29 protein-coding genes and 1 pseudogene are annotated in these 23,518 nt (G+C 65.3%); 15 read left to right on the top strand and 15 right to left on the bottom strand.

The features are described 5' to 3' along the window. Window positions 1-101: 101 nt before the first annotated feature. The 4 genes from rpsF to rplI all read left to right on the top strand — a co-directional run bounded on the left by rpsF (window position 102) and on the right by rplI (window position 1,874). A complete protein-coding gene (gene rpsF / locus FCN77_RS25505; RefSeq protein ID WP_137324525.1) occupies window positions 102-407 on the top strand; it encodes a 30S ribosomal protein S6 in 306 nt (101 codons plus the stop codon). A gap of 55 nt (window positions 408-462) precedes the next feature. Then, window positions 463-1,038, top strand: coding sequence for a single-stranded DNA-binding protein (locus tag FCN77_RS25500; RefSeq protein WP_018775330.1), 576 nt, complete (start codon window positions 463-465; stop codon window positions 1,036-1,038). A 126-nt stretch (window positions 1,039-1,164) separates the two neighbouring features. Then, window positions 1,165-1,404 carry a 30S ribosomal protein S18 gene (gene rpsR / locus FCN77_RS25495; RefSeq protein WP_003800144.1) on the top strand — a complete coding sequence of 80 codons (240 nt, stop codon included), beginning with the start codon at window positions 1,165-1,167 and terminating at the stop codon, window positions 1,402-1,404. A 17-nt stretch (window positions 1,405-1,421) separates the two neighbouring features. Beyond that, entirely contained in the window at window positions 1,422-1,874 is a 453-nt protein-coding gene (gene rplI / locus FCN77_RS25490; protein WP_137324524.1) for a 50S ribosomal protein L9, read from the top strand. Between the two features lie 125 nt (window positions 1,875-1,999). On the opposite strand, the gene FCN77_RS25485 is transcribed toward rplI, so the two are convergent. Then, entirely contained in the window at window positions 2,000-2,422 is a 423-nt protein-coding gene (locus FCN77_RS25485; protein WP_137324523.1) for a DUF1801 domain-containing protein, read from the bottom strand. A 149-nt stretch (window positions 2,423-2,571) separates the two neighbouring features. Between FCN77_RS25485 and FCN77_RS25480 the strand changes: the two genes are divergently transcribed. After that, entirely contained in the window at window positions 2,572-3,198 is a 627-nt protein-coding gene (locus tag FCN77_RS25480; RefSeq protein ID WP_137324522.1) for an FMN reductase, read from the top strand. A 77-nt stretch (window positions 3,199-3,275) separates the two neighbouring features. Here FCN77_RS25480 and FCN77_RS25475 read toward each other — a convergent pair whose 3' ends face one another. Both FCN77_RS25475 and FCN77_RS25470 read right to left on the bottom strand, forming a co-directional pair. Next, window positions 3,276-3,842: a hypothetical protein gene (locus FCN77_RS25475; RefSeq protein ID WP_137324521.1), complete on the bottom strand. Its 567-nt coding sequence runs from the start codon at window positions 3,840-3,842 to the stop codon at window positions 3,276-3,278. Window positions 3,843-3,844: 2 nt separating this feature from the next. Continuing rightward, the gene (locus FCN77_RS25470) at window positions 3,845-4,312 is read right to left on the bottom strand and encodes a hypothetical protein (protein ID WP_137324520.1); all 468 of its coding nucleotides are present in this window, start codon (window positions 4,310-4,312) and stop codon (window positions 3,845-3,847) included. 688 nt (window positions 4,313-5,000) lie between these two features. On the opposite strand from FCN77_RS25470, the gene dnaB reads away from it, so the two are divergent. Beyond that, window positions 5,001-6,383 (top strand): replicative DNA helicase, encoded by a 1,383-nt coding sequence (dnaB, locus tag FCN77_RS25465; RefSeq protein WP_137324519.1) that lies wholly within the window; start codon window positions 5,001-5,003, stop codon window positions 6,381-6,383. A gap of 56 nt (window positions 6,384-6,439) precedes the next feature. Here dnaB and FCN77_RS25460 read toward each other — a convergent pair whose 3' ends face one another. After that, complete coding sequence (locus FCN77_RS25460; RefSeq protein ID WP_137324518.1) at window positions 6,440-7,417, bottom strand: acyl-CoA thioesterase; 978 nt, start codon at window positions 7,415-7,417, stop codon at window positions 6,440-6,442. A 404-nt stretch (window positions 7,418-7,821) separates the two neighbouring features. Here FCN77_RS25460 and aztD point away from each other — a divergent pair, with 404 nt between their 5' ends. Continuing rightward, window positions 7,822-8,922, top strand: coding sequence for a zinc metallochaperone AztD (gene aztD, locus FCN77_RS25455; RefSeq protein WP_254679067.1), 1,101 nt, complete (start codon window positions 7,822-7,824; stop codon window positions 8,920-8,922). A gap of 108 nt (window positions 8,923-9,030) precedes the next feature. On the opposite strand, the gene FCN77_RS25450 is transcribed toward aztD, so the two are convergent. Then, the gene (locus FCN77_RS25450) at window positions 9,031-9,465 is read right to left on the bottom strand and encodes a DoxX family protein (RefSeq protein WP_137324517.1); all 435 of its coding nucleotides are present in this window, start codon (window positions 9,463-9,465) and stop codon (window positions 9,031-9,033) included. A gap of 155 nt (window positions 9,466-9,620) precedes the next feature. On the opposite strand from FCN77_RS25450, the gene FCN77_RS25445 reads away from it, so the two are divergent. From FCN77_RS25445 to FCN77_RS25435, 3 genes are all read left to right on the top strand, one after another. Beyond that, complete coding sequence (locus tag FCN77_RS25445; protein ID WP_137324516.1) at window positions 9,621-10,973, top strand: MATE family efflux transporter; 1,353 nt, start codon at window positions 9,621-9,623, stop codon at window positions 10,971-10,973. A gap of 65 nt (window positions 10,974-11,038) precedes the next feature. Next, window positions 11,039-11,638, top strand: coding sequence for a hypothetical protein (locus FCN77_RS25440; protein ID WP_175417394.1), 600 nt, complete (start codon window positions 11,039-11,041; stop codon window positions 11,636-11,638). An 82-nt stretch (window positions 11,639-11,720) separates the two neighbouring features. Continuing rightward, the gene (locus FCN77_RS25435) at window positions 11,721-12,113 is read left to right on the top strand and encodes a hypothetical protein (RefSeq protein ID WP_254678759.1); all 393 of its coding nucleotides are present in this window, start codon (window positions 11,721-11,723) and stop codon (window positions 12,111-12,113) included. A 132-nt stretch (window positions 12,114-12,245) separates the two neighbouring features. On the opposite strand, the pseudogene FCN77_RS25430 reads toward FCN77_RS25435, so the two are convergent. Both FCN77_RS25430 and FCN77_RS25425 read right to left on the bottom strand, forming a co-directional pair. Further along, window positions 12,246-13,729 (bottom strand): annotated as a pseudogene (locus FCN77_RS25430) (IS1182 family transposase). A gap of 69 nt (window positions 13,730-13,798) precedes the next feature. After that, window positions 13,799-14,356 carry a CGNR zinc finger domain-containing protein gene (locus FCN77_RS25425; RefSeq protein WP_137324515.1) on the bottom strand — a complete coding sequence of 186 codons (558 nt, stop codon included), beginning with the start codon at window positions 14,354-14,356 and terminating at the stop codon, window positions 13,799-13,801. Window positions 14,357-14,541: 185 nt separating this feature from the next. Here FCN77_RS25425 and FCN77_RS25420 point away from each other — a divergent pair, with 185 nt between their 5' ends. Continuing rightward, the gene (locus FCN77_RS25420) at window positions 14,542-15,513 is read left to right on the top strand and encodes a DMT family transporter (RefSeq protein WP_137324971.1); all 972 of its coding nucleotides are present in this window, start codon (window positions 14,542-14,544) and stop codon (window positions 15,511-15,513) included. 98 nt (window positions 15,514-15,611) lie between these two features. Here the strand turns inward: FCN77_RS25420 and FCN77_RS25415 are convergent, their stop codons facing one another. After that, the gene (locus FCN77_RS25415; protein ID WP_137324514.1) at window positions 15,612-15,875 is read right to left on the bottom strand and encodes a hypothetical protein; all 264 of its coding nucleotides are present in this window, start codon (window positions 15,873-15,875) and stop codon (window positions 15,612-15,614) included. 226 nt (window positions 15,876-16,101) lie between these two features. Between FCN77_RS25415 and FCN77_RS25410 the strand changes: the two genes are divergently transcribed. Continuing rightward, a complete protein-coding gene (locus FCN77_RS25410) occupies window positions 16,102-16,374 on the top strand; it encodes a DUF2277 domain-containing protein (protein ID WP_137324513.1) in 273 nt (90 codons plus the stop codon). 43 nt (window positions 16,375-16,417) lie between these two features. Here the strand turns inward: FCN77_RS25410 and FCN77_RS25405 are convergent, their stop codons facing one another. From FCN77_RS25405 to FCN77_RS25380, 7 genes are all read right to left on the bottom strand, one after another. Further along, window positions 16,418-18,427 carry a copper-translocating P-type ATPase gene (locus FCN77_RS25405; RefSeq protein ID WP_254678758.1) on the bottom strand — a complete coding sequence of 670 codons (2,010 nt, stop codon included), beginning with the start codon at window positions 18,425-18,427 and terminating at the stop codon, window positions 16,418-16,420. Then, entirely contained in the window at window positions 18,367-18,816 is a 450-nt protein-coding gene (locus FCN77_RS27305) for a heavy metal-associated domain-containing protein (RefSeq protein ID WP_254678757.1), read from the bottom strand. The genes FCN77_RS25405 and FCN77_RS27305 overlap by 61 nt, the downstream gene beginning before the upstream one ends. 38 nt (window positions 18,817-18,854) lie before the next feature. Continuing rightward, window positions 18,855-19,085, bottom strand: coding sequence for a heavy-metal-associated domain-containing protein (locus FCN77_RS25400; protein WP_137324512.1), 231 nt, complete (start codon window positions 19,083-19,085; stop codon window positions 18,855-18,857). Between the two features lie 75 nt (window positions 19,086-19,160). After that, window positions 19,161-19,508: a metal-sensitive transcriptional regulator gene (locus FCN77_RS25395; protein ID WP_137324511.1), complete on the bottom strand. Its 348-nt coding sequence runs from the start codon at window positions 19,506-19,508 to the stop codon at window positions 19,161-19,163. 88 nt (window positions 19,509-19,596) lie between these two features. Then, window positions 19,597-20,253, bottom strand: coding sequence for a hypothetical protein (locus tag FCN77_RS25390; protein ID WP_137324510.1), 657 nt, complete (start codon window positions 20,251-20,253; stop codon window positions 19,597-19,599). Window positions 20,254-20,561: 308 nt separating this feature from the next. Further along, window positions 20,562-20,885: a DinB family protein gene (locus FCN77_RS27300; RefSeq protein ID WP_254678756.1), complete on the bottom strand. Its 324-nt coding sequence runs from the start codon at window positions 20,883-20,885 to the stop codon at window positions 20,562-20,564. Between the two features lie 232 nt (window positions 20,886-21,117). Beyond that, window positions 21,118-21,624, bottom strand: a complete 507-nt coding sequence (locus FCN77_RS25380) for a universal stress protein (protein WP_137324509.1) — start codon at window positions 21,622-21,624, stop codon at window positions 21,118-21,120. Between the two features lie 188 nt (window positions 21,625-21,812). Between FCN77_RS25380 and FCN77_RS25375 the strand changes: the two genes are divergently transcribed. The 3 genes from FCN77_RS25375 (at window position 21,813) to FCN77_RS25365 (ending at window position 23,514) form a co-directional block, all read left to right on the top strand. Continuing rightward, complete coding sequence (locus FCN77_RS25375; protein ID WP_137324970.1) at window positions 21,813-22,013, top strand: hypothetical protein; 201 nt, start codon at window positions 21,813-21,815, stop codon at window positions 22,011-22,013. A gap of 70 nt (window positions 22,014-22,083) precedes the next feature. Then, entirely contained in the window at window positions 22,084-23,217 is a 1,134-nt protein-coding gene (locus FCN77_RS25370) for a sialidase family protein (RefSeq protein WP_137324508.1), read from the top strand. Between the two features lie 9 nt (window positions 23,218-23,226). Further along, window positions 23,227-23,514, top strand: a complete 288-nt coding sequence (locus tag FCN77_RS25365) for a MoaD/ThiS family protein (RefSeq protein ID WP_137324507.1) — start codon at window positions 23,227-23,229, stop codon at window positions 23,512-23,514. Window positions 23,515-23,518: the final 4 nt, after the last annotated feature.

Raw genomic sequence — 23,518 nt, 5'->3', positions numbered from 1 at the left:
TCCTGCCTCCGTTTTGGTGGCCGTACGTGCACGGCACCGCAAATGAACCTCCTGTTACGGAAATGCCGTAACCGCTTAGCCCAAAGGAGGTGGGTTCACATATGCGTCCTTACGAATTGATGGTAATCATCGACCCCGAGGTCGAAGAGCGTACCGTTGAGCCAACGCTTCAGAAGTTCCTGAACGTCATCACCAACGATGGTGGAACCATCGAAAAGGTTGACATCTGGGGCCGTCGTCGCCTGGCTTACGAAATCAAGAAGAAGACTGAAGGTATCTACGCAGTGGTGAACTTCACCGCCAAGCCGGACACCGCCAAGGAACTTGACCGCCAGCTGAGTCTCAATGAGACCATCATGCGCACCAAGATCACCCGCCCCGAAGAGCAGAAGGTCGTTGCTGAGTAATTTCAGCTCCCGGCATTCAATCTTCACCCCGCAGGAACGAACAAGGAGGCAGTAGATGGCAGGCGAAACCACTATTACGGTCATCGGTAATCTCACCAATGACCCCGAACTGAGGTTCACACCGTCAGGTTCGGCAGTAGCGAATTTCACCATCGCTTCTACGCCCCGCACCTTCGATCGTCAGTCCAATGAGTGGAAGGACGGGGAAACCCTGTTCCTCCGCGCGTCGGTATGGCGTGAAGCAGCCGAGAACGTTGCAGAATCCCTGACTAAGGGCATGCGGGTTATCGTTTCCGGCCGTTTGAAGAGCCGTTCCTACGAAACCAAAGAAGGCGAAAAGCGCACTGTTATCGAGCTCGAAGTCGATGAAATCGGCCCGAGCCTGCGTTACGCCAACGCCAAGGTCAACCGCACCCAGCGCTCCGGCGGTCAGGGTGGACAGGGTGGCTTCGGCGGCGGCAACAGCGGCGGTGGCTTCGGTGGCGGCCAAGGTGCAAACCAGGGCGGCAACACCGGCGGAACATGGGGCGGCAACCAGCCCGCAGCGCAGGAAGACCCTTGGGCAACGCCCGGAGTCAGCAATGCGGGCGGCGGCTGGGGCAACGGCCCGGATTCCGAACCTCCCTTCTAACCAATAATTCAGGTCCGGCGCCGGAACCCGCCGGGATGCCTCACGGCTCCCGGGTGAGTGCCGCCGTCGGACCACCACCATCCCGTGGATCAATATCCACGGGCTCCCTAGAATAGGAGCTCCACGATGGCTAAGGCTGAACTCCGTAAGCCCAAACCAAAGTCCAACCCCTTGAAGGCCGCTGACATCACCGTCATCGACTACAAGGACGTAGCATTGCTGCGCAAGTTCATCTCCGACCGCGGAAAGATCCGCGCCCGTCGCGTCACTGGCGTCACGGTGCAGGAACAGCGCAAGATCGCCCAGGCAATCAAGAACGCCCGCGAAGTTGCTCTGCTGCCTTACTCCGGCGCTGGCCGCGGCTAAGGAAGGGATTAACTAACATGGCAAAGCTCATTCTGACCCACGAAGTAACCGGTCTCGGTGCTGCTGGCGACGTTGTCGAGGTCAAGGACGGTTACGCACGTAACTACCTGCTGCCCCGCGGTTTCGCTCTGACCTGGTCCAAGGGCGGCGAGAAGCAGGTTGAGTCCATCAAGGCTGCCCGCGTTGCCCGCGAGCACGCTTCCCTGGAAGACGCTCAGAAGCAGGCTGCTGCACTCTCCGCCAAGCCGGTCAAGCTCGTCGTCAAGGCTGGCGAGACCGGACGCCTGTTCGGCACCGTCAAGCAGGGCGATGTGGCCGACGCTGTTGAGGCCGCTGGCCTTGGCCGCATCGACAAGCGCAAGGTTGAACTGCCGGCACACATCAAGTCGGTCGGTTCCTACCAGGCCAACGTTCGTCTGCACGACGACGTTGCCGCTGTGATCGAACTCGACGTAGTCGCAGGCAAGTAGTCCCTCCGGCGCTTCGCCAGAGCACTACGCAGTCCTGAACTGCTGAAGGCCCCCGCTTTCGGATTCCTCTTCGGAACCGACCGCGGGGGCTTTTTGCGCTTAACGCAGAGGTTTTCTCCGGGCGCCTAGCCCTGGTGCATCACGGTGGTGGAATGCCGGTGACCGGCCCGGATGAGCTCGGCCAGGACCGCCTCATCCACATCCGTCAATTTGCTGATGTACAGACACCCGGCGCCGATCGTATGCTTCCCGAGCCGCGGCAGGAGCTCCGCCGCCTCGGGCGCGTAGGTGAGTCCATACAGCGAAAGGCTCCCCTTGCGCGGTGAGAACCCAACAGCCACAGTGTCGCCCTCACGGCCGCTCTCGTACCGGTAGTGGTAGCTGCCGAAACCCACGATGCTGGGACCCCACATCACGGCGGCCTCTCCGGTGTTTTCCTTCATGAGCTCCAGTAGCCGCAGGCCATCGCGTCGGCGCGCAGGATTCTCCACGCCCTCCAGGAATTCCCCGACGGAGGCCTCGGTTGCCTGGGTCTTGTTTTCCGCCATGACGGCAGTCTGGCAGACGCTGCCCGTCTTGTCAGCATGACCACGCAGCCGTTCCTGGAGCGCCGGAATAAACACCGCAGCCGGCCGGTTTAGTAGGTAGATGCAAACGCATGTACTCTGGATTTAACGCTGACCTTCAGGAGAATACCGTGGAAACCCGCCGCATAACCGTCCTTTCCGCCGGACTCGGCGTCCCGTCGTCGAGCAGGCTTCTGGCTGACCAACTGGCGGTGGCAGCCGAACAGCGACTGGCCGCAGCCGGCTATGTAGTGACCGTGGACGTTGTGGAACTCCGTGACCTTGCGGTGGACATTGCCAATAATTTCGTGACGGGCTATGCGGCGCCGCGCCTCGCCGACGTGATTGCCGGCGTAGAGGACTCGGACGGCATCATCGCCGTCACGCCTGTCTTCAGTGCTTCCTACAGCGGCCTCTTCAAGTCCTTCATCGACGTGCTTGACCCCAAGTCCCTGGATGGCAAGGCTGTCCTGCTCGGCGCTACCGGCGGCACGGACCGCCACCAGATGGTCCTGGACTACGCGATGCGTCCCCTGTTCAGCTACCTCCGGACGCGCATTGCCGCCACCGGAGTCTTCGCCGGCCCCCAGGACTGGGGCAACGCGGACGACGGCGGTTCGCCCCTTTCGGTGCGGATCGACCGGGCAGCGGGTGAGTTCGCCGCCCTGCTGGAGGCTGCGCGGCCACGGCCGAAAGCGGACATTGCGGAGTCCCTGCCGTTCGAACAGCTACTCGCCGGAATCGCGAACAGCCGCTGACCGCGGGGCAGTAGGAGCTGACGCGGGAGCGCCGCCAGCCCTCCGCCCGGCTCAGGGCGACCGCCCGGGCTGAAGACTCAGTCGTCGAGCAACGCGATGAATTCCCTGGCCTGCTTCATGGAAATATCGGAGTGTTTTGTCAGGGCCGTTGCCGCGGCCTCAATGTCGCCGCTCCGGGCCAGCGTGCGGATCCTGCCGTAGATTTCGTCGTTCAGCATGTTGCTGCTGACCTCGCGGGTGACGTCGCCCTTGCTGGCGATGGCCCGGTAACGGTAGGGGAATCGCTCGGGGGTGTCGTCGTCGTCCGGCTCCGGGGCCTCAGGGGCTGCTGGGCGAAACGGTTGGGGGTGGGCTGCCAGGGCGCCAACGGCGTCACGGGAGGCCCGCAGGCCCTCGCCTGAGGCCTCGTAGTACAGCTTGATGGCGGCCATGGCCTGGCCTTGGGCGATCAGGGCATACAGGCGCCGGTGTTCGTCTTCGGTGAGCCGGGCCGCTGCGGCCCGGGCCAGCTCCACCGGATCGGCTGGCGGCGTGTGGCCGCCTGCCCTGCGGCCGGCGGCGCGGCGCCCCATGACGCGGGCAACCAACAGAACGCCCGCTCCCGCGGCGAGCAGGATTAGAACGGGGATCACTAGCGATTCCATTACTACAGCCGATCTACATAATTCTTGGCGGTCAGGAGATCTGAATGCGTGGCTTGCCGCAGCATCCTGATGGCCTGGAGTTTCTGGCCGTTGCGGGCCATGGATTGCAGCTGCAGCGCAAATTGCGGGTTCAGCTGGCCGCCGGGGAGGACCGGACCCTGGTAGCCGTGGGTTCCAACGCCCGGACCTGACCCGGCCTGGGCATGCAGCGCCGCCCGCGCATGGTCAGCCTGCTGCGACTGTTGCTGCTCGTTCTGGCTGGGCCGCGTAGCCGCATCAACCCGTGCCCGTGCTTCCGTGGCTGCCTTTACCTGGGAGGCGTAGTGGGCTTGCGAACGGATGGCCAGTTCCAGCTGATAGCGCTCCGCGTCCGAGATGCCGGTGTTCCGCGGTTTGAGGGCCGTCGAGATCGCCCAGATCACTGCCGCCAAGATGAGGGCAGGCAGTATGACTATCAGTACATCGCCCATGAATAGAGCTTATGCCAGTTCGCTGTTATCCACAGCATATTCTGGACCGCGCATACCGCCTGATCCGGACCGCGTCAATTCGGTGCCGTATTCGTGGCGTACATCACAACAGCAGTATATTTTCCGTCACGTCGGGCCGTCGTACTGGCCAGTATCCCCAGTGCCAACCTGAAAGCTGTGGATGAACGTTCCTTAAAAGAATCTTTCATCCACATGGAATTTCGAGCGTTTCCGCAGGTCAGGGCCATATTAAGGGTCAAAGTTTTTTTGTTTCCACAGGTAGCCACACAGGCTGTGCACAAGCAGGGGCCCTTAATCCACAACTTATCCACAGCTGTGCATGTATGTGGGCTTGGTGGCCAGAGCAACGGGTACTAACGTAGCGGGATACCTGTTTTTGGGGCGCAAGTACCTAGTTTCCATTGTCCGGAAAGACCCTTTTCCGGGCCCCCGGGAACCGTCGCTGGCGCTCAGTTGTGGATAACCTCCGCAAGCTGGGGATAACCGGATTGATGGCCGGAAGGGCGGTCGTCGGCACTCTGCCGGCGCCCGAAGACTGTCAGTGCCGGCTGGTAAGACTAGTCCTGCCGCGCAGCGGGTTTCCGCTGCGCGAGGCAACCCAAGGCAGATGGCACACGCACCGCCGGCAATCGGAAACCGCCGCGGTACACAACGGAGGACGGCAGCTTTGTCAGTAACGCACCTGGACGCAATCGAAGGCACCCGGGGTTCCGAAGGCAGCCGCAAGCCACCCCAGGACATTCCTGCGGAGCAGTCAGTGCTCGGCGGCATGATGCTGTCCAAGGACGCCATTGCCGATGTCGTTGAAATCCTTCGTGGCCAGGACTTCTACCGTCCTGCCCACGAGACCATTTACGAAGCCGTCATTGACCTCTATGGCCGCGGCGAACCAGCGGACGCCGTCACGGTATCTGATGAACTCACCAAGCGCGGAGAGATCAACAGGATCGGCGGACCGGCCTACCTGCACGAGCTCATCCAGACCGTCCCCACGGCGGCCAACGCCGGGTACTACGCGGAAATCGTTGCCGAGCGTGCGGTCCTGCGGCGGCTGGTCAACGCCGGCACCAAGATCGTCCAGCTGGGCTACGGCTCAGACGGCGAGGTCGAAGATCTCGTCAACCAGGCCCAGGCCGAGATCTATGCCGTTGCCGAGCGTCGCACGGCCGAGGACTACGTGGTCCTCAAAGACGTCATGGAATCCACGGTGGATGAAATCGAGGCCTCCGGACACCGTGGTGAAGGGATGACGGGCGTGCCCACCGGTTTTTACGAACTGGACGAGCTGACGCACGGCCTCCACCCGGGGCAGATGATCGTCATTGCCGCCCGCCCGGCCGTGGGTAAGTCCACGTTCGCGCTGGATTTTGCCCGCTCGGCGGCCATCAAGAACAATCTGGCCACCGTTATGTTCTCCCTGGAAATGGGCCGGAACGAGATCGCCATGCGCCTCCTCTCCGCGGAGGCAACCATCGGGTTGCAGGATCTCCGCAAGGGTACGATCAAGGACGAGCAATGGTCCAAGATCGCCACCACGATGGGACGCATGAACGACGCCCCGCTGTTCATTGACGACAGCCCCAACATGTCCCTGATGGAAATCCGGGCCAAGTGCCGCCGGCTGAAGCAGCAGCATGACCTCAAGCTGGTTATCCTCGACTACCTGCAGCTCATGAGCTCCGGCAAGAAGGTGGAGTCGCGCCAGCAGGAAGTCTCCGAGTTCTCCCGCGCCTTGAAACTGCTGGCCAAGGAACTCCAGGTGCCCGTGATCGCCCTTTCGCAGCTGAACCGTGGTTCCGAGCAGCGCCAGGACAAACGGCCCATGGTCTCGGACCTCCGTGAGTCGGGTTCCATCGAGCAGGACGCGGACATGGTTATTCTGCTCCACCGCGAAGACGTGTACGACAAGGAGTCGCCGCGTGCAGGAGAAGCCGACATCCTGATTGCAAAGCACCGAAACGGCCCCACCAAGGACATCGTTGTGGCGTTCCAGGGGCACTATTCGCGCTTTGCCAACATGGCGGCCGACGCCGGAGGCGGCGGCTTCTAAACGCGACGCCGTTGCCGTGTTGGTTCCGGCCGATGGCTCCGAACGGCCCCGGCTGACTAAGGTTGTCCGCCGGTCGACATCAGGTGGTTAGGCAGCCTGTTTCCGGGCGCCCTTCCCCTGATTTCCAGCAGTTCGCGGGCGTGGGCGTGCAGGCGCTTGTCCTCCTCGGAGACCGGAACCCAGGGCGGAATAGGCACGGAGTTGCCGGCAGTGTCGCGGGCCACCATAACGGTCAGGCAGTAGGTGGTGAGGTTCATTTCCCGGCCCTTGGGGTCCCCGGAACGGACGTGCACGGCAATGTGCATCCCTTTGGTGCCTGTGTACACCAGCCGCGCCTCCACTTCCACCACATGCCCGATAAGGAGCGGGCGGTAGAAGCGGACGCCGCCGGAAAACACGGCCACGGTGTCCTTGCCGCTGTACCGGGAAGCGCACACATAGGCGGCCTCGTCGATCCATTTCATGACGATCCCGCCGTGCACCTTGCCTCCCCAGTTCACGTCGGTGGGGGCAGCCATGAACCGCAGGACAACGCGCTCGGCGGTGCCGGCGTCGGTGTATTCCTGCGCGCTCATGGCCTGGACGATGTCTTCGCGGACCTTGATCCGCGCCAGCGCGTGGTCGCGCTGTTCGATTTCCTCCGGAGTGGCGGGCTCGAACGGCGTGACCGGGACCGGCTTCCCGTCCGGGCCGACTGCCACGAAGATCACCATGCACTGGCTGCGCATGGTGGCAGGCCCGCCTTTGGGGTCGCCGGAGGACACCACAGTGCGGATATGCATCGAGGACCGGCCGGTGTAGACAATCGTGGCGGTGACTTCCACCATGTCCCCGCTGTTGACCGGATCGGCAAAGTGGATGTTGCCCACATACGCCGTCACACAGTAGGACTTGGCCCATCCGACGGCAGCGGCGTAGGCGGCCTTGTCAACCCACTCAAGCACTGTCCCGGCGTCAACGGAGCCGCTGTGGCCGACGTCCGTGGGGGCCGCAAGGAAGCGGAGGGTCACTGAATTGGCGGCAGTCTCGCTCATGCTGAGAGTTTACTGATGACGCGGTGTACCGGCGGGTCGGAATGACACAAACGCCGGCCCACCCGCCATATGCGGGGTAGCCGAGCGTGAATCGTCCGGCCGGGATGAGAAGACATGGACTTGCCGTCTAATTGAGAATGACTATCATTTAGATTATGTCGATCCAAAGCAGTATCCCGACGCGTTTCCTGCCCCCATCCCGTTTCAAAGGTTCATCCCAGGGCCGGCTGGCGGGGTTCCGGCGCGGTTTTCCGGTTGGAGCCCGTGCCCTGTCCCTCGTGGCGTCGATGGCATCCGCTGTGCTCCTGCTCAGCGGATGCGCCCCTGCCCGCGGCACGCAAACACCTGCGAAGCCGGCTGATAGCTCCTCTCCCCGGGAGGTTCAGGCGCCGGCGCCCAGATTGGTGCTGACCCACGCCGAAGGCATCACCGTGCTCGATGCCACCACGCTTTCCGTGGTGGCGGAAACGGGGCTCCCCGGCTTCAACCGCCTGAACCCCGCGGGTGACGGCAGGCATGTGCTGGTGTCCACGGGGGATGCCTTCAGGGTTTTTGACGCCGGCGCCTGGACGGAAAAGCACGGCGATCATGGCCACTCCTATGCCGTCCGGCCGGCGCTCACGAACGGTGCCTTCGAGGCCAGCAACTCCGGCCATGCCGTGGCGCATGCCGGCAAAACGGCCCTGTTCAGCGACGGGTCGGGAATGGTGGAGATCTTCGACCCCGCCGGGCTGGAAGATGCAGCCGGGGGCACCGTTCCCGCAACGGACATCTACACCGCTCCGGAAGCCCATCATGGAGTGGCGGTGCCGCTGGAGGAAGGGAAATTGCTCGTCACCCTGGGCAATGACGAGGCGAGATCGGGAATCGCCGTCCTGGCGGCCGGAACTGGCCAGGACAGGACAGAGCTGCTGCGAAATGAAGACTGCCCGGGCGCACACGGCGAGGCGGCAGCGGGCCCCGGTGCCGTGGTGGTGGGGTGTGAAAACGGCATGCTCATCTACCGGGACGGGCGCATTTCCAAGGTGGCCAGCCCCGACGCCTATGGCCGGATGGGAAACCAGGCCGGTTCGCCCAAATCACCGGTTGTCCTGGGCGACTACAAAGTCGACAAGGACGCGGCGCTGGAGCGGCCAACCCGCGTATCGCTCGTGAACACGGACGCGGGGACCCTGCGGCTGGTGGAGCTCGGTGCGAGCTACTCCTTCCGCTCGCTCGGCCGGGGGCCGGGCGGCGAGGCTCTGGTGCTCGGCACGGACGGCGCACTGCGGACCATTGACCCCCTCACCGGGCAGATCATCTCCACCACCGCAGTAGTGGAGGCATGGGAGGAGCCGGAGACGTGGCAGGACCCGCGCCCCACACTCTTTGTGCAGGGGGCCACCGCGTATGTGACCGAGCCGGCAAGCCGCAGCATCCACGCGGTTGATCTGGCCTCCGGTAAGGTCACCAAATCGGCGAAACTTTCCCATGTGCCCAACGAACTGACCGGCGTTTCCGGTTAATATTCCCAGAGCAGAATATTCATGGATGAGTGAAGGCGGCGGCGGGCCGGCCACCTAAAGTGACCGGCCCGCCGCCGAGCTTTGGGTTGGTAAGCGGCGTATGCCTGCCTACGCGAGGGCACCGAGCTTTGAGCCGCTGCGGCCGAACAGCGCCTGATCCACGGCTATCTTGCCCGCGCCGGTCAGGGCAAGTGCCAGGGCGCCGGCGGCAAGCAGCAGAACCAGCTCATAGCCGCCCGTAGCTGCGAATATCCCGGCGGACGCGTGAACGAGGAACAGCGCGCCGAGCATATCCAGCGCGAGGAGGGCGGCAAAGACGCGGGTGAGCACGCCCAGGATCAGCGCGACGCCGCCAATCAGCTCCAGGGTGGCCACAGCCGGGGCTGCCAGTTCGGCGGCAGGTACGCCCATTTTGGCGAACGAGGCCTGGGTTCCGGCGATGGTGAATTCGTTGAACTTCTGCCAGCCATGGGCTGCGAAGAGGAACCCAGCTATGACGCGCAGGATCGTGAGTGCTGTGGTGGTCAGTGTGGACTGGTTCATGGGAGTTTCGCCTTTTTAGGAGATCGGGGGACATTGCCGTGCGCAAGGTGAGGAACGCGCCATTGAAACTTCAATCATTAACACTGCCAAGAATTAGTTGAAGAGTCAACAATTTGTGGCGGCTTGTGACAGGTCTCTCCCGTTAGGCTGAACCTGTGCCAGAATCACGCGAGGCTACCGGGGTTGTTCCCGCCAGCCGGAATGCCCGGGAGATCCTCCGCCTGGCAGTGCCGGCGTTCGGCGCCCTCATCGCCGAGCCGCTTTTCCTACTGGCGGATTCCGCCATAGTGGGCCATCTCGGGGTTGCGCAGCTGGCTGGGGTAGGGCTGGCGTCGGCGGTGCTCCACACGGCAGTGGGCCTCATGGTGTTCCTTGCGTACTCCACCACGCCGGCGGTGGCCAGGGCCATCGGCGAAGGCAAGCTTGCCAAGGCCCTGGCGGCAGGCCGGGACGGCGTCTGGCTGGCGATTGTGCTGGGTCTCGCGCTGGCAGCGGCGGGTTTTGTGGGGGCCGAGCTGCTCGTTGACCTGATGGGTGCCTCCGGGGAGGTCCGACAGTTCGCCGTCGACTATCTCCGCTGGTCCATGCCCGGACTCATGGCCATGCTGCTGATCTTCGCCGGCACGGGCGTGCTTCGCGGCCTGCAGGACACCCGCACCCCGCTCGTCGTCGCCTCCGCGGGCTTCACGTTGAACATTGTTCTCAACCTCATCCTGGTCTATGGCCTCAATTGGTCCGTCACGGGCTCGGCGGTCGGTACGAGTGTCGCGCAGTGGGCCATGGCGCTGGTGTACCTGGTAATCGTCCGCCGCAACGCCCGCAACCACGGGGTATCGCTGCGGCCGGACTGGCGGGGAGTGCGCTCCATGACCAGGGTTGGCTCCTGGCTGATGCTGCGCACGCTGAGCCTGCGCATCGCGATCCTCGCAACGGTGCTGGTGGTCACGGCCCAGGGATCCGTCAACCTGGCGGCGCACCAGCTGGCGATGACCATCTTCACGTTCCTTGCCTTCGCCCTGGACGCGCTGGCCATCGCGGCCCAGGCCCTGATCGGCAAGGAGTTGGGGGCGGCCAATCCCGCCAAGGTCCGCGAGCTGACCCGGACCATGATCCGCTGGGGCGCGGGCTTCGGAGTGGCCACGGGGGCGCTGCTTGCAGCCGCGGCCCCCTGGGCTGGTGGCCTGTTCACGTCCGACGCCGGCGTCCAGTCCGCCCTGACGCTCGCCCTTTGGGTGCTCGCCGCCGGTCAGCCGGTGGCCGGTTTCGTGTTCGTCCTCGACGGCGTCCTCATCGGAGCGGGCGACGCCAAGTACCTGGCGATTGCCGGCGTCGTAAATCTTGCGGTGTACCTTCCGCTGCTGCTGGCGGTCAGGGTTTGGGGTGCCGACGGCGCGGCGGGGCTGGCCTGGCTCTGGGCGGCATTTTCGCTCGGCTACATGTGCGCCCGGGCGGTGACGCTGGGCCTCCGGGCACGGACCGACAAGTGGATGGTCCCAGGCTCCTCCTGAGTGCCTATTTAGTCCCGAAAGCCGGCCCGGTTCGCGCGGATTCCCCGGCGCACTAAACTGGACGGGTGACCCTTCCCGCATCTCCTGCCGATCCCGCCGCCCTTCCCGCTCCCGCGGCGGACCTGTGGAAGCCAGTACTGACACGGGCCCTGGTGGCCCTGGCGTTCGGTGCCGTGACTGTGTTCTGGGCGGCGCCTTCGGCATCGGGAATGGGCTGGGCCGGCGGGCTCTACCTGCTTGCCACCGGCGTGACGCTGATCCGTGGAATCGGGAAGCTGGGCCCGGCAGCAGCCAAGCTTCCGGCCGGGAAGATCATGGCAGCCGCTGCGGCAGCGATGACGGGCGCGGGAGTGGCTGTGGTGTTCCTCGGCAGTGAACTCGTATTCGGCGTCATTGCGGCCCTTGGCCTGGGCCTGCTCGGAGCTGCCGAACTGTATCTGGGATTCCTGTACCGCGGACGCAGCATCCTGTCCCGTGACTGGCTGGCATCCGGCGTGATCGGCCTCAGCACCGCCCTGGCGCTGCCCTTCTTTATCGGCCTTGGAGCGCATGCCCTCCTCGGCGTTGCCGGCGGCGGGGCGATCATCTCCGGCGTTCTCTGGATTCTCTCGGCACTGACCCTGCGGCACGATGCGCGGCCGGTTTCCAGCGAGGCCGTAAACTAGTAGGGAACGGTTCTACTCGGCGTAGAACAATCGCTTGAATACAGTGGCACGGCCGCGGCCGTGCTGCACGGGAGGAAACACCTTGGCACACCAGAAACCAGGAAAACCGCGCAAACTGCGGACCTCGGTCAAGGGCCCCCTCATGTTCTCCGCGTTCTGGGCGGTGCTGGCCTTCTTCGCCGTGCTGATCTTCGCCTCCGGCGGCAGCGCCCGGTCGCCCCGCTTTGACCTCGCCTTCACCGGCGCCGGCATTGCCTTCATCGTGACACTGGTCATCGCAGCAATGCTTTCGATGAGCCACAAGGACAATGCCGAACACCTGGGCAAGGGTTCCGGAGTGAACCTGAGTTCCAGGAAGTCCTCCGGCCACGGGGGCCATTCCGCGCGCTCCGAAACGCCGCGCTCCGGAAATCCGCGCCCGGAGAGCCAGGGCGCCGCTGCGCCGGATTCCACGCCCGGCAACGACCCCCGCTAGGTCCGTACCGGCCGCAGTCCTAGGAGCGTGGGGCGGTAGTGGTTTCCGTCATCCAGGGGTGGTCCTGTCTACTGACCGGTGACACGTTGCCATCTTGATGGCCGGGCAGCCGTGGCCGCCTTGGCCCGTGGGTTAGGCTCCGGCCGGGGCGTTGAGACCGGCTTTGGCTTTGAAAGTGAACAATTTCAGCAGGTTGTGACAGCCTGCCATCAGTTCCCACTCGTGTTTGGCTTGTTCGAGGCCGCGCAGGAGTACGTGTTTGCCCTGGCGGGTGTGGATTTGCCGAAGACCGGTTCGATGATCGCCTTGCGCCGCGCGTAAACGGCCCGGCCCTTCTTGGTTTTGAGTTTCCTCGCCATCCGTTCCCGGAGTGTGGCGGTGGCCGGGATCCTGCCCCGGGGCGTCTCGGGAACCTTTTCGCCGTGTTTGAGCCGGCCGGTCGCGATGAAGAACTCGGTCCCGCCGGCGGCCTCGATTTCCTTCACGTGTTCGAGGTTGGCTGCTGAACAATATCCGGCATCAATGGTCCATTGGGCGGGCATCCGGCCCAGGGTTTCGGCGGTGCGTTCGGTCATCGGGACCAGTTGCTGCACGTCCACCGCGGTGTTGTTCAGATCGGTGGCGACGATGACCTGATGGTCCGCGTCGACCACGGCCTGGGCGTTGTAGCAATAGTGGTACGAGCCGTCTGCGGTCTTCATGATCCGGGAGTCGGGGTCCGTGAAATTGCGCTGGGCCCTCGGTCTGACCTCCGCTTTGGCCGCGGCTTCCTCGCCCTTGGCCGCAGCCGCCCCGTCGTCATCGCCGCGGTCCCGGGCTTTCTGCTCCGCCTCTTGGCGTGCTTTGGCTGCCGCGTCCTCTTCGAGCTGTTTGCGGGCCGCGGCCATCTTCGCCAGCCGCGATTGCCGGTCGGCCAGGTCCGGCGGGAGCTCATCGCCGCGCGTATCCGCCCCGAACCGGGCATCCTCCTCCCTGTCCACGGCCTCGGCGTCGGCGAGCATGTCCGAGACCTCCGCGGCGAGGATCCTCTGTTTTTCGGTCAGCCGTCCGTAGCTCATCGCCTTTCGCCGGGACGCGTTGGCCCGGACCTTCGTCCCGTCCAGGGCAACCCGGCCCAAGGAGACCATGCCCGCGGCCCGGCAGAGTTCCAGCGCCTGCAGGAACACGTTCCCCAACGCCGCGAGATGGCGTTTGCGGAACCGGCCGATGGACCGGAAATCCGGTGCCTGCTGCCCGGCCAGCCAACGGAACGCGACCACGTCCACGCACGCCCGCTCCAACTCCCGGGAGGAACGCACCCCGACGCAGTAACCGTAAAGCAGGACCCGGACCATCAACCGCGGATCATACGGCGGCTGGCCCTTCGTCTTCCCATACGAGCCGTAGAACCGGGACAGATCCAGCTCCCGGGACACCAGATCAGCGATGAACCGGGCCAGATGATTGCCCGGCAACCACTCATCCAGCGACGGCGGGACCAGCATCACCGCGTCCGGCTCAAAGGATTTGAACCGCTTCTTCACACCAGCACCGGCCTCAACGATCCCGTCATCAAAACGCTCCACCCGCTCCACGAGAGCTTCATCAAAAAGGCCATCCTGGGAACCGGAATTCATACTCCCGATTCTTCCAGCCACCCCTCCCGCACCCCGGCAATTCACACGGCGTTTTAAGAACCCGGCCGACTACTGACCCGCGCTCCTAGGGGCGGCCTTCCGTGCCCGGTAGGCCGCCACGTGCGCCCGGTTGGCGCAGTTCCCGGTGTCGCAGTAGCGCTTGGACCGGTTCCGGCTGAGGTCCAGGACCACGGCATCGCAATCCTCCGCTGCGCACACCAGCATCCGGTCCATCTCCTTGCTGCGGATCACATCCACGAGTGCCATCGCGGCCTCGGTGCTCATTCTGTCCGCCAGCGGGGCCTCCCGCGTAGTGGCGTGCAGGTGCCAGTCCCATTCATCGTGCTTGATGAGCTGCGGAAGCGCGTTGGCTTCCCGGAGCAGGCGGTTGACCGTATCCACGGCCGTGTCCTCGTCCATGGTCCAGAGCTCCGTGAGCTGGCCCCGGAGCTTATGGACGCTGGCCAGTTCGGCCGCGTCCCGGGCCCTCGCGCCGGAGAACCCTTCTTCCTGGAGGAAGCGGTCCAAATCCCCCACCGCGGCGAGATGCTCTTCTCCGTTGGCCGCGCTGTTGATCAGCCTGACGACGGTGCGCAGGGCCACTTCAGTGTCAGGGGCAAAAACCATCTTGACTCCTTACAGGATGCGGGCGTAATGTCATGACCATTACCCCACTTTACTCCTGACAGGAGGCACCCGTGCCTGCCCTACGCAAACGCGCCGAAGCGTCCCTCACAGGCACAGCGCGGCCCGGAGCCGCCCGACCGTCCGCGGCCCCCCAAGCCGGCGCCCGACCGTCCGCCGGCGGCTTCCTGGCATCCGGTCTGGGTGTCGCGTTGTTCTCCTCGGCCGTCTTCGGACTGTCCGGTTCGTTTGCCAAGGCCCTGCTGGAAACCGGCTGGACCCCCGGCGCGGCCGTGACCGCACGCCTTACCGGCGCTGCCCTGATCCTGGCGGTCCCGGCGGTCCCGGCACTGCGCGGCCGCTGGCACCAGCTGCAGGACAACTGGCTGACCATCCTGCTGTTCGGTCTCATTGGTGTGGCGGCCTGCCAGCTGTTCTACTTCAACGCCGTGGCACGCCTTTCCGTGGGCGTCGCGCTCCTCCTTGAGTACCTGGCCCCGGTGATCATTGTGCTGTGGCTCTGGGCGGCGAGCCGCAAACGGCCGCGCCCGCTCACCATTGCGGGAACGCTGCTTTCGCTGGGCGGCCTGGTCCTGGTGCTGGACCTGACCGGTGCAGTGAAGATCGATTTCGTCGGCGTCCTGTGGGGAATCGCCGCCGCGGTGTGCCTGGCGATCTACTTCTTCATCACGGCCAAGGAGAATGACACGCTCCCGCCCATAGTGCTGGCTTCCGGAGGCCTGATGGTGGGCGCAGCCGTCATGTGGCTGACCGCCGCCACGGGGCTCCTGCCCATGGCGTTCAGCACTGCCGACACGAAGCTGGGGCCGTGGGTCACGCCCTGGTGGGTTTCGTTGGGCGGGCTGATCGTGATGGCCACCGTCCTGGCCTACGTCTCAGGCATCGTTGCCGCACGGGCACTTGGCTCCAAGGTGGCGTCGTTCGTGTCGCTCACCGAAGTCCTCTTCGCCGTGATCTGGGCGTGGCTCCTCCTGGGAGAGCTTCCCGGTCCCATCCAGCTGCTCGGCGGGGTGCTGATCGTCGGGGGAGTGGTTCTGGTCCGCGTGGACGAACTCCGCGGCGCCGCCAGCGGCGTTCCCGCCCCCGCGGCCGTAGCTGCCCCGCTGGACCATGCAAACGACGTCGAACCCGTCCCCTGATCCGGGCCGTAAGGGAGTCTGGGCGGTTAAAGGCCGGATGCCCCGGACGCGTTGCTGCGTCCGGGGCATCCGGCAACATACTCCCGGGTGAGGCGTTCCTAGCGGGAAGCCTCTTCCTGCTGGGAAGCGTTCTTGGTAGCCTGCTTGCCGGCTTCCTGCAGCGCCTGCGCCACCTTGGCCAGGGCCGTGACGTGCGAACCGGACCATTCGCTGCGGAACTTGTCCGCGTCCGGGCCCTTCCAGTCGGTGCCGTCAAGAGCCTTCGTCAGCTGCGACTTCTGCTTCTCAATCTCGGACGAACCAGCCTGAAGCTTGGTTCCCAGCGCCTTGAGCTGAGCAATGTCTGCACCCCAAATAGCCATTAGTTTTCTCCTTCAGTCAACGGACCCGATCCGATCGGCTCCCCAGCGGCCCCCGGCTCATCCGGAAGATCCATTACCTAGAACCTATCCCGCGCCCCCACCACCGTCGATGGGCACCGCTCCCCATGCAGCACCCGCCATGCGGACTGCTGCCAGGGTGCCGGTCCGGCCACAGGCAGGCGGCTCAGGCCTCGATCCCAGGCGGTCCAGAGCCTAGCATAGGGATATGTGCCGAAACATCCGGACCCTGCATAATTTTGAGCCCCATGCCACGTCGGCCGAGGTGGAAGCCGCAGCGCTGCAGTACGTGCGCAAAGTTAGCGGCAGCACCAAGCCTTCCAAGGCAAACGAGGAAGCGTTCAACCGTGCCGTGCACGAGATCGCCCATATTACCGAGCACCTGCTCGCTTCGCTGGTGACGCATGCCCCGGCGAAGCACCGGGACGAGGAGGCCGCCAAGGCGCGTGCCAGGGCGGCCGTCCGCTACGGCACCGCCTGAGCCGCCCGGCCCCGGTCAGCGGCTACCTGGTTCAGCGGCTACCTCATTGGGCGGGCCTGCCAAAGCTGCGGAGCCGCAGGGAATTGGCCACCACCAGCACCGAGCTCGCGGCCATTGCTGCCCCGGCGATCATCGGATTCAACAACCCCAGCGCCGCCACAGGGATGCCGACGGCGTTGTAGAAAAACGCCCAGAACAGGTTCGTCTTGATGGTGCCCAGCGTCCGCCGGGACAGCTCGATGGCCTGTGCCACCTGCCCCAGGTCGTTGCCCATCACGGTCAGGTCCGCGGCTTCGATGGCCACGTCCGTTCCCGACCCCATGGCGATGCCCAGATCGGCCTGTGCCAGGGCCGCGGCGTCATTCACGCCGTCGCCGGCCATGGCGACCGTGGCCCCGCCGGCCTGCAGCCTGCGGACCGCGTCCACCTTTCCCTCCGGCAGGACGCCGGCAAAGACATCCCTTGCGTCGATCCCGACGGCGGCGGCCACCTGCGCGGCCACCGCGGCGTTGTCGCCGGTCAGCAGGATGGGCCGCAGGCCCAGTTGCTTCAGCCGCGATATCGCAGCGCCCGAACCCGGCTTGATGGTGTCGCGCAGCGAGACAATCCCCGCCGCTTCCCCGTCCACGGCGACCCAGATGGCGGTGGCGCCTGATTCTTCGGTTGTACGGAGGGCCTCCTGCTGTTGAGCGGTGACCGGTATGCCGTCTTCCTGCAGCCAGCCCGTCCGCCCGGCGGTGACGAGGCGGCCCCCGACGCTGCCGGCAACTCCGCCGCCCGGAGCGGAACGGAACTGCTCGACGGCGGGGAGGCGCCCGCCGTCGTCGTTCCCCCTCCCGGCGGACAGCGCTGCGGCGGCGATGGCATGGGCGATGGGGTGCTCGGAAGCGGCCTCCACCGCGCCGGCAAGACGCAGCACCTCGGCGCTGCTGTAAGTTCCGAAGGCCTGGGTGGCGTCCACTGCGAGGTGCCCCGTGGTCACAGTGCCGGTCTTGTCCAGCAGGATGGTGTCCACGGTGCGGGTGTCCTCCAGCACCTGCGGTCCCTTGATGAGAATTCCCAGCTGGGCGCCGCGGCCGGTTCCGGTGAGCAGCCCGACGGGCGTGGCCAGTCCCAGTGCGCAGGGGCAGGCGATGACCAGCACGGCGACGGCGGCGGTGAAGGCCGCGCGCAGTTCCGCATCAGTGACGGACGGGCCCGCAACCAGGAGCCATATGGCGAAAGTGATGACGGCGAGGACCAGCACGACCGGAACGAATACCGCACTGATGCGGTCGGCGAGGCGGGCGATGGGAGCCTTGCCCGTCTGCGCCTGGGACACCAGCCGGGCCATCTGCGCCAGGGTGGTTTCGGAGCCCACACGGGTGGCGCGGACCAGCAGCCGGCCGGACGTGTTGATGGTGGCGCCGGTGACCGGGCTGTCCGGGCCCACTTCCACCGGCACCGACTCGCCGGTCACCAGGGAGGCGTCCACCGCGGAATTACCCTCGATGACCACGCCGTCCGTGGCGATCTTTTCACCGGGGCGGACCACAATCACGTCACCCACCGCCAGCTGGCCGGCAGGAATGCTGAACTCCGCGCCGTCAGCCAGTACCGTGGCATCCTTCGCACCCAGGTTCAGGAGCGCCTTGAGGGCGTCGCCGGCTTTCTGCTTGGCGTTGGCTTCCAGGTAGCGGCCCAGCAGCAGGAAGGTGGTGACCACGGAGGCCACTTCAAAGTAGAGCCCGCCCGAGCCCATCTCCATGCCCGGGTGTTCGGTCATGCGGGGCTCGGCGAGGAGCTGCCAGGCAGAGAACGCGTAGGCGGCGATGACGCCGATGGATACCAGCGTGTCCATGGTCGAGGCGAAATGCCGGGCGTTGACGGCGGCGGCACGGTGGAAGGGCCAGGCCGTCCACGTCACCACGGGCAATGCGAGACCCGCCGCCACCCATCCCCAGTTGGCGAACTGGAACGCCGGGAACATCGAAATTGCGAACACCGGGACGGTCAGAATGGCCGCGGCGATGAGCCTCGGCGCCAACTTGGCTGCGGCGCCACCGTGGGCCATGTGATCACCGGGCGTAGTGTCACCGGCGTCACCGGCGACATGCTCTGCATGCTCGGTCGTTCCTCCCTAGACGCATGCTGCCGCACGCCACCGGCGTCGCCGCTCGTGGGTGGCTCACCGGAACCGATGGTCGGGCTCGGGTAGAGCGGTGGGCGGACCCTTGCCTTGTAGCCTGCGGCTTCTACGGTGGCCGTGATCTGTTCGTCCGTGATGCCGGCCGGGGCCGTGACATGGGCGGATTCCAGGGGCAGGTTCACCGAGGCTTGGACGCCGTCGAGCTTTCCGAGTTTACGTTCCACCCGGTTCACGCAGGAAGCGCAGGTCATGCCTTCGATGTCGAGTTCAATCACCCGGCTCCCTGGCCGGTTCAGCAGGTGCTCGTTACTCACGGGGTGTCCTTGCGTTGCGTGCGGGTGGTGGGAGAGGGTCAGGCGTCGTTGGCAACGACCAGGTATCCGGCCTCGGCCACGGCTTCGCCGATTTCGGAGCGGGAAAGCGTCTTCTCGGACGTGATGGTGACGGTGGAGATACCGCCGGCGTTGAGGTCGACGTCGACCGCTTCCACGCCGTCCAGGGCCTCCAGTTCTTCGCTGACCGAGGACACGCAGTGTCCGCAGGTCATGCCGGACACATTGACGATGGTGGATACGGGGCTCATGGCTTGCTCCTTGTTTTGGGCGGTACCGGGCTGGCCGGGGTGGACCAGCCTGACGACGTAGTGGGCGGGTTGGCGCTATCGCAGCAGGCGCCCGATGGCATTGGTGGCCTCTTTGACCTTGAAGTCGATCGCTTCCGCGCGGAGGGCCGGATCAGGCTCCGAGGCCGCCCCGACAACGCAGTGGCCGATGTGCTCTTCAACGAGGCCGAGGCTCACTGCGTGAAGTGCCTTGTTCACCGCGGCAACCTGGGTGAGGATGTCGATGCAGTACTTGTCCTCATCGACCATCCGGGCGATTCCGCGGACCTGGCCTTCAATGCGTTTAAGCCTGAGCAGGTACGCCTCTTTGTTTGCGGTGTAGCCATGCTGCGGGACGGCTGTGGCGTCCGTGGGCGGGGTGACCGCGTCTTCGGATGATTCCATACGCCAAACGTATACCCCTAAGGGGTATAAAACAAGTACCCCCAGGGGGTATCAGCTTTCCTCGGCAGGGGCCCTAAAGTTCTAAGTGCTACGCCCGAGGCACCGGTTCGACTGACGCCACGGCATACGGTTTGGTCGCCGAACGCTGCAGTGGACGACGCAGGCGCACCTGGTACGGTCCATTCAGGAACGTTGCGCGGGGGTCCAACTGGACAACCAGGAGTGGTTCCGCGCGGGAGGCGTCCAGCCGTACGACCATGCCGTCGCGCCGCCCGTCCGCGGACAGGGGCGTCGCTGGCTCCAGGGTGGTTTCCCTAAGGCGTTCCTGATATTCCGGGCCCGCCGCCAGGAAGAGGATTCCATGGGCGATCCCAATGACCCTCAGCGGGATCACCGCCTCAGGCGGCGGGGGTTCCGGGGTGGGTCGCGGTTGCATCTGGTAGTCCTGCGCAGGCGACGCCCTGGCCGCCGTCAATGGCCGGTCGCATTCCGTGCACCGGGTCCGCGCCCCGACGTCGGCCAACAGGGTCACCAGCAGTCCTCTGGGTGCGTGGCCCCATTTGTCGGCCACAACCTGGCACCAGGCCGTGTGGTACTCCCTCCCGTACTTCATTACGTAGACCTGATCATCGCCGAGGAGGGGCGCCCCTGCCCGCCGGGCGGCCGGCTCGACCGGCTTGAGCTCGCCGAGGCCCCTGGCCTCTGCCTGTGCGGGGTGGCTGGCCTTGAGGTACTTGCGGATCAACGGATTGAGGTGACGTTTTGGTCTTGGAATTGCGGGGCCTTTCTGCGTGGCGGGAGTGCGTTTCGCTCACACGCAAAGCCTCGGCAGGGCGATCACGCACACCTGGGATTTACGCACTTTCGGCCTATGACCAGAAAAGCTGGCCGGGCGTTACCTTGCAGTGCTTTAAAAAGCTCCGGAGTGCGTTATTGGGGGATACGCACTCCGGAGCAGCTTATGGGGCAGGTACAACATCTTCCTGCGAAATCCAGCATACTTGGCGGCAGCGGTGAGCGCTACCACCCCGAATAAGTACTTTCGCTTTAGTTTCACAGGGTCTTAAGTCCCGACTTTCCCTCCGGTGCGCGCCCGGGGCCAAGGCTGAGCTGCCCGGCATGGAAGTCAAAGTGCCGGATGGGGTAGGCGTAGACATCAGCCACCGACATCCACGGTGTGAAGAAAGGGTCCCAGCGGTCAGGGAAGGACATTCTCCGGGCCATCGACGCAGCGGGCTCGCCCTCCATCTGCCGCTCGAGGGCCTGCGTGACCCGTCGGAGCTTGGCGGCCATCCGCTTCCGGTTGAACACGCGGGCCGCCGCTTTGGACCCCAGGTAATTGACGACGTCGAACGGTGCAGTTCCGGCGTTGAGCATCGAGGCGAAGGCGCGGCTGAACGGGGCGGCAGCGCGCCGAAGGTGCGGACAAGGGGCAGCAGCGCCTGCACCACCATGTAGCCGAACACCATATGGAACAGGAGTTCTTCGTTGGTCCAGCGGGTGCCGGCACTGCGGCGTCGAAGATCGGTGTCCGACGCGGCGGCCAGCCACCGCTCGAGTTCCCGGCAATTGCGCTCGTAGCCGTGGTGAATGCTGCCCGGTGTTGAGGTCACCCGGGTTCGTCCCGGTGGGCACCCATGTGGGCGGGCACCACGAGAACCGGCCGGTCCTGGTGGTGGGTTAGCCACGCCGCCACGGAACCGTTGAGTGCTGCCGATAACCGGTGCCCCAGGCCGCGCTCGGGCGTCCCCACGATGATCATGGCGGCGTTGGCCTCCGCAGCGACCCTCCCCAAAGCCCTGGCCGGGTCGCCGGCCAAAACGCGCAGCGTCCATTCAACGTTTTTCCCGGCGCAGGCGGCCCCCACCACGCCACGCAGTTCTTCGCTCACGGCCCGCACGTCGGCGTCGTCCTTATCCGGGTGCAGGGACAGCCGGTGCGCTGACCGCGCCGGGTCCCACTCCACGAGGTAGCTCGCCTCATCCACGTACGCGCACAGCAGCGGAGCGCCGATCTTTTCCGCAAGTCCGGTGGCGGACCGCAGAACCTCTGCATGCTGGCCGGGCAACACTCCGACCAGAAGAGGAGGCGGCCCGCTGAAGCGTTCGGGAGACATACTCCATTGTGGCCCCGGCCGCAGCCCTTGAACAGCGCCCCGGCAGGCGCGTCGCGGCTGCATCGCGGCCGGGGCCAGATGCCTCCGGGAGAGTGCCCTCCGGGAGAGTGCCCTGCAGTATGGACGTGTGGCCTTGTACAGCCTTCTGCCGCGGAATAACGTTGAGGCATAGGGAGAGGTGGTCCGTGGTGGAAATCTACATGTGGTGGCTTGATCTTGATCTGGACAGCAAGGAGTGGCTGCGCGAAAACCTGCGCACGGACGAATTGCCGTTGCCCGTGCTGCAAGGAATTGCCGCGGCCGGCGGCCCGCACCCGGACTCCGCAACGGGCGCGCTGACGGCCGCCGACTGGGACTTCATCGAGACGCAGTCCGAGTTCGTCGACTGAGCCGCGGGGGCGCCGAAGGGCACAGAACGCAGGGCCAAAGCCATTGCGGCCCCCGGGCTCGAGTGGTTGCATGGGGTGCATGGCCACAGAAGAGAGTTATGTCCTAGCGATCGGAACGAAAAAAGGGCTTTGGCTGGCAACCAGCCAGGACCGGCAGAAATGGTCCATGTCCGGCCCGCACTTCCTGATGAGCGAGGTCCCCAGCATCGCCATCGATACCCGTGACGGCCGGACCCGCATCATGGTTGGTGTGCGCTCCGAGCACTGGGGCCCCACCGTTGCGCACTCTGATGACCTGGGGGCGACCTGGACCGAACCGGAACAGGGTGCAATCAAATTCCCGGAGGGCACCGATGCCGCCGTGGAACGCATCTGGCAGATCTATCCGGACGCCGAATCCCGCCCCGGCGTTGTCTGGGCCGGTGCCGAGCCTATTTCCGTGTGGAAGTCCACCGACGGCGGCGAACACTTCGAACTGAACCGCGGCCTCTGGGACCATCCGCACCGTAGCGAATGGGGTGCCGGCTACGGCGGAGCGGCCGCGCACTCAATTGTGGTGGATCCCTCGGGAGACAAGGTGCATGTCGCCATGAGCACCGGCGGCGTGTACCGGTCGCTCGACGGCGGGTCCTCCTGGGAACCGCGAAACAAGGGAATTTCGGCCTACTTCATGCCGGATCCCAACCCCGAGTTCGGCCAGTGCGTGCACAAGATCGCGGCGGATGCCGCCGTCGAAGGCCGCCTCTACGCGCAGAACCACCACGGCGTATACCGCACCGACGACAACGGCGAGTCCTGGGAATCGATTGCCGACGGCCTTCCGGCCGATTTTGGGTTTGTGATGCTTACGCATCCGCGGCGGGCCGGCACGGCGTGGGTGGTGCCGCTGAAGGCCGACGGAGAACGCATCCCGCCGGACGCCAAGCTGGCCGCGCACCGGACGGATGACGCCGGAAAGACCTGGAAGCGCCTGGATTCCGGGCTGCCGCAGGGCGAGTACAACGCGGTGCTCCGTGACGCTGCCTCCGTTGATTCCGCGGAACCGGCCGGGGTGTACTTCGGAACGCGCGGCGGCTCGGTCTACGCCAGCCCGGACGAAGGCGAGCACTTCACCGAAGTGGCGTCACACCTGCCGGACGTGCTGTGTGTCCGTGCTGCTGTGGTGTCCGCGGCCCTGGTGCCTGGCGCTCCGGTACCCGCCTGAGGGTCCGTTGTGGCTGACATCAGCATAGTGCTGCCCAGTATCCTCCAGCCGCTCGCCGGCGGGCAGTCCATCCTGACTGCGCCCGCCGACGGGGCGGTGACTGTGGGGCTGTTGCTGGACTCGCTGGCCGGAGACTACCCGGTGCTCGCGAGGCGGTTGAGGGATGAAACCGGCGCCCTCCGCCGCTACGTGAATATTTACGTGAACGGTGACGAGGTCCGGCGTTTGAATGGGCTGGAAACCGAAGTGGCTGCCGGCCAGGAAGTGGTGATCATCCAGTCCGTGGCCGGCGGCTGAAGGG

The sequence above is a fragment of the Arthrobacter sp. 24S4-2 genome, from assembly GCF_005280255.1.
Classification (GTDB): domain Bacteria; phylum Actinomycetota; class Actinomycetes; order Actinomycetales; family Micrococcaceae; genus Arthrobacter.
This window is presented reverse-complemented; position numbering and strand designations above follow the sequence as displayed.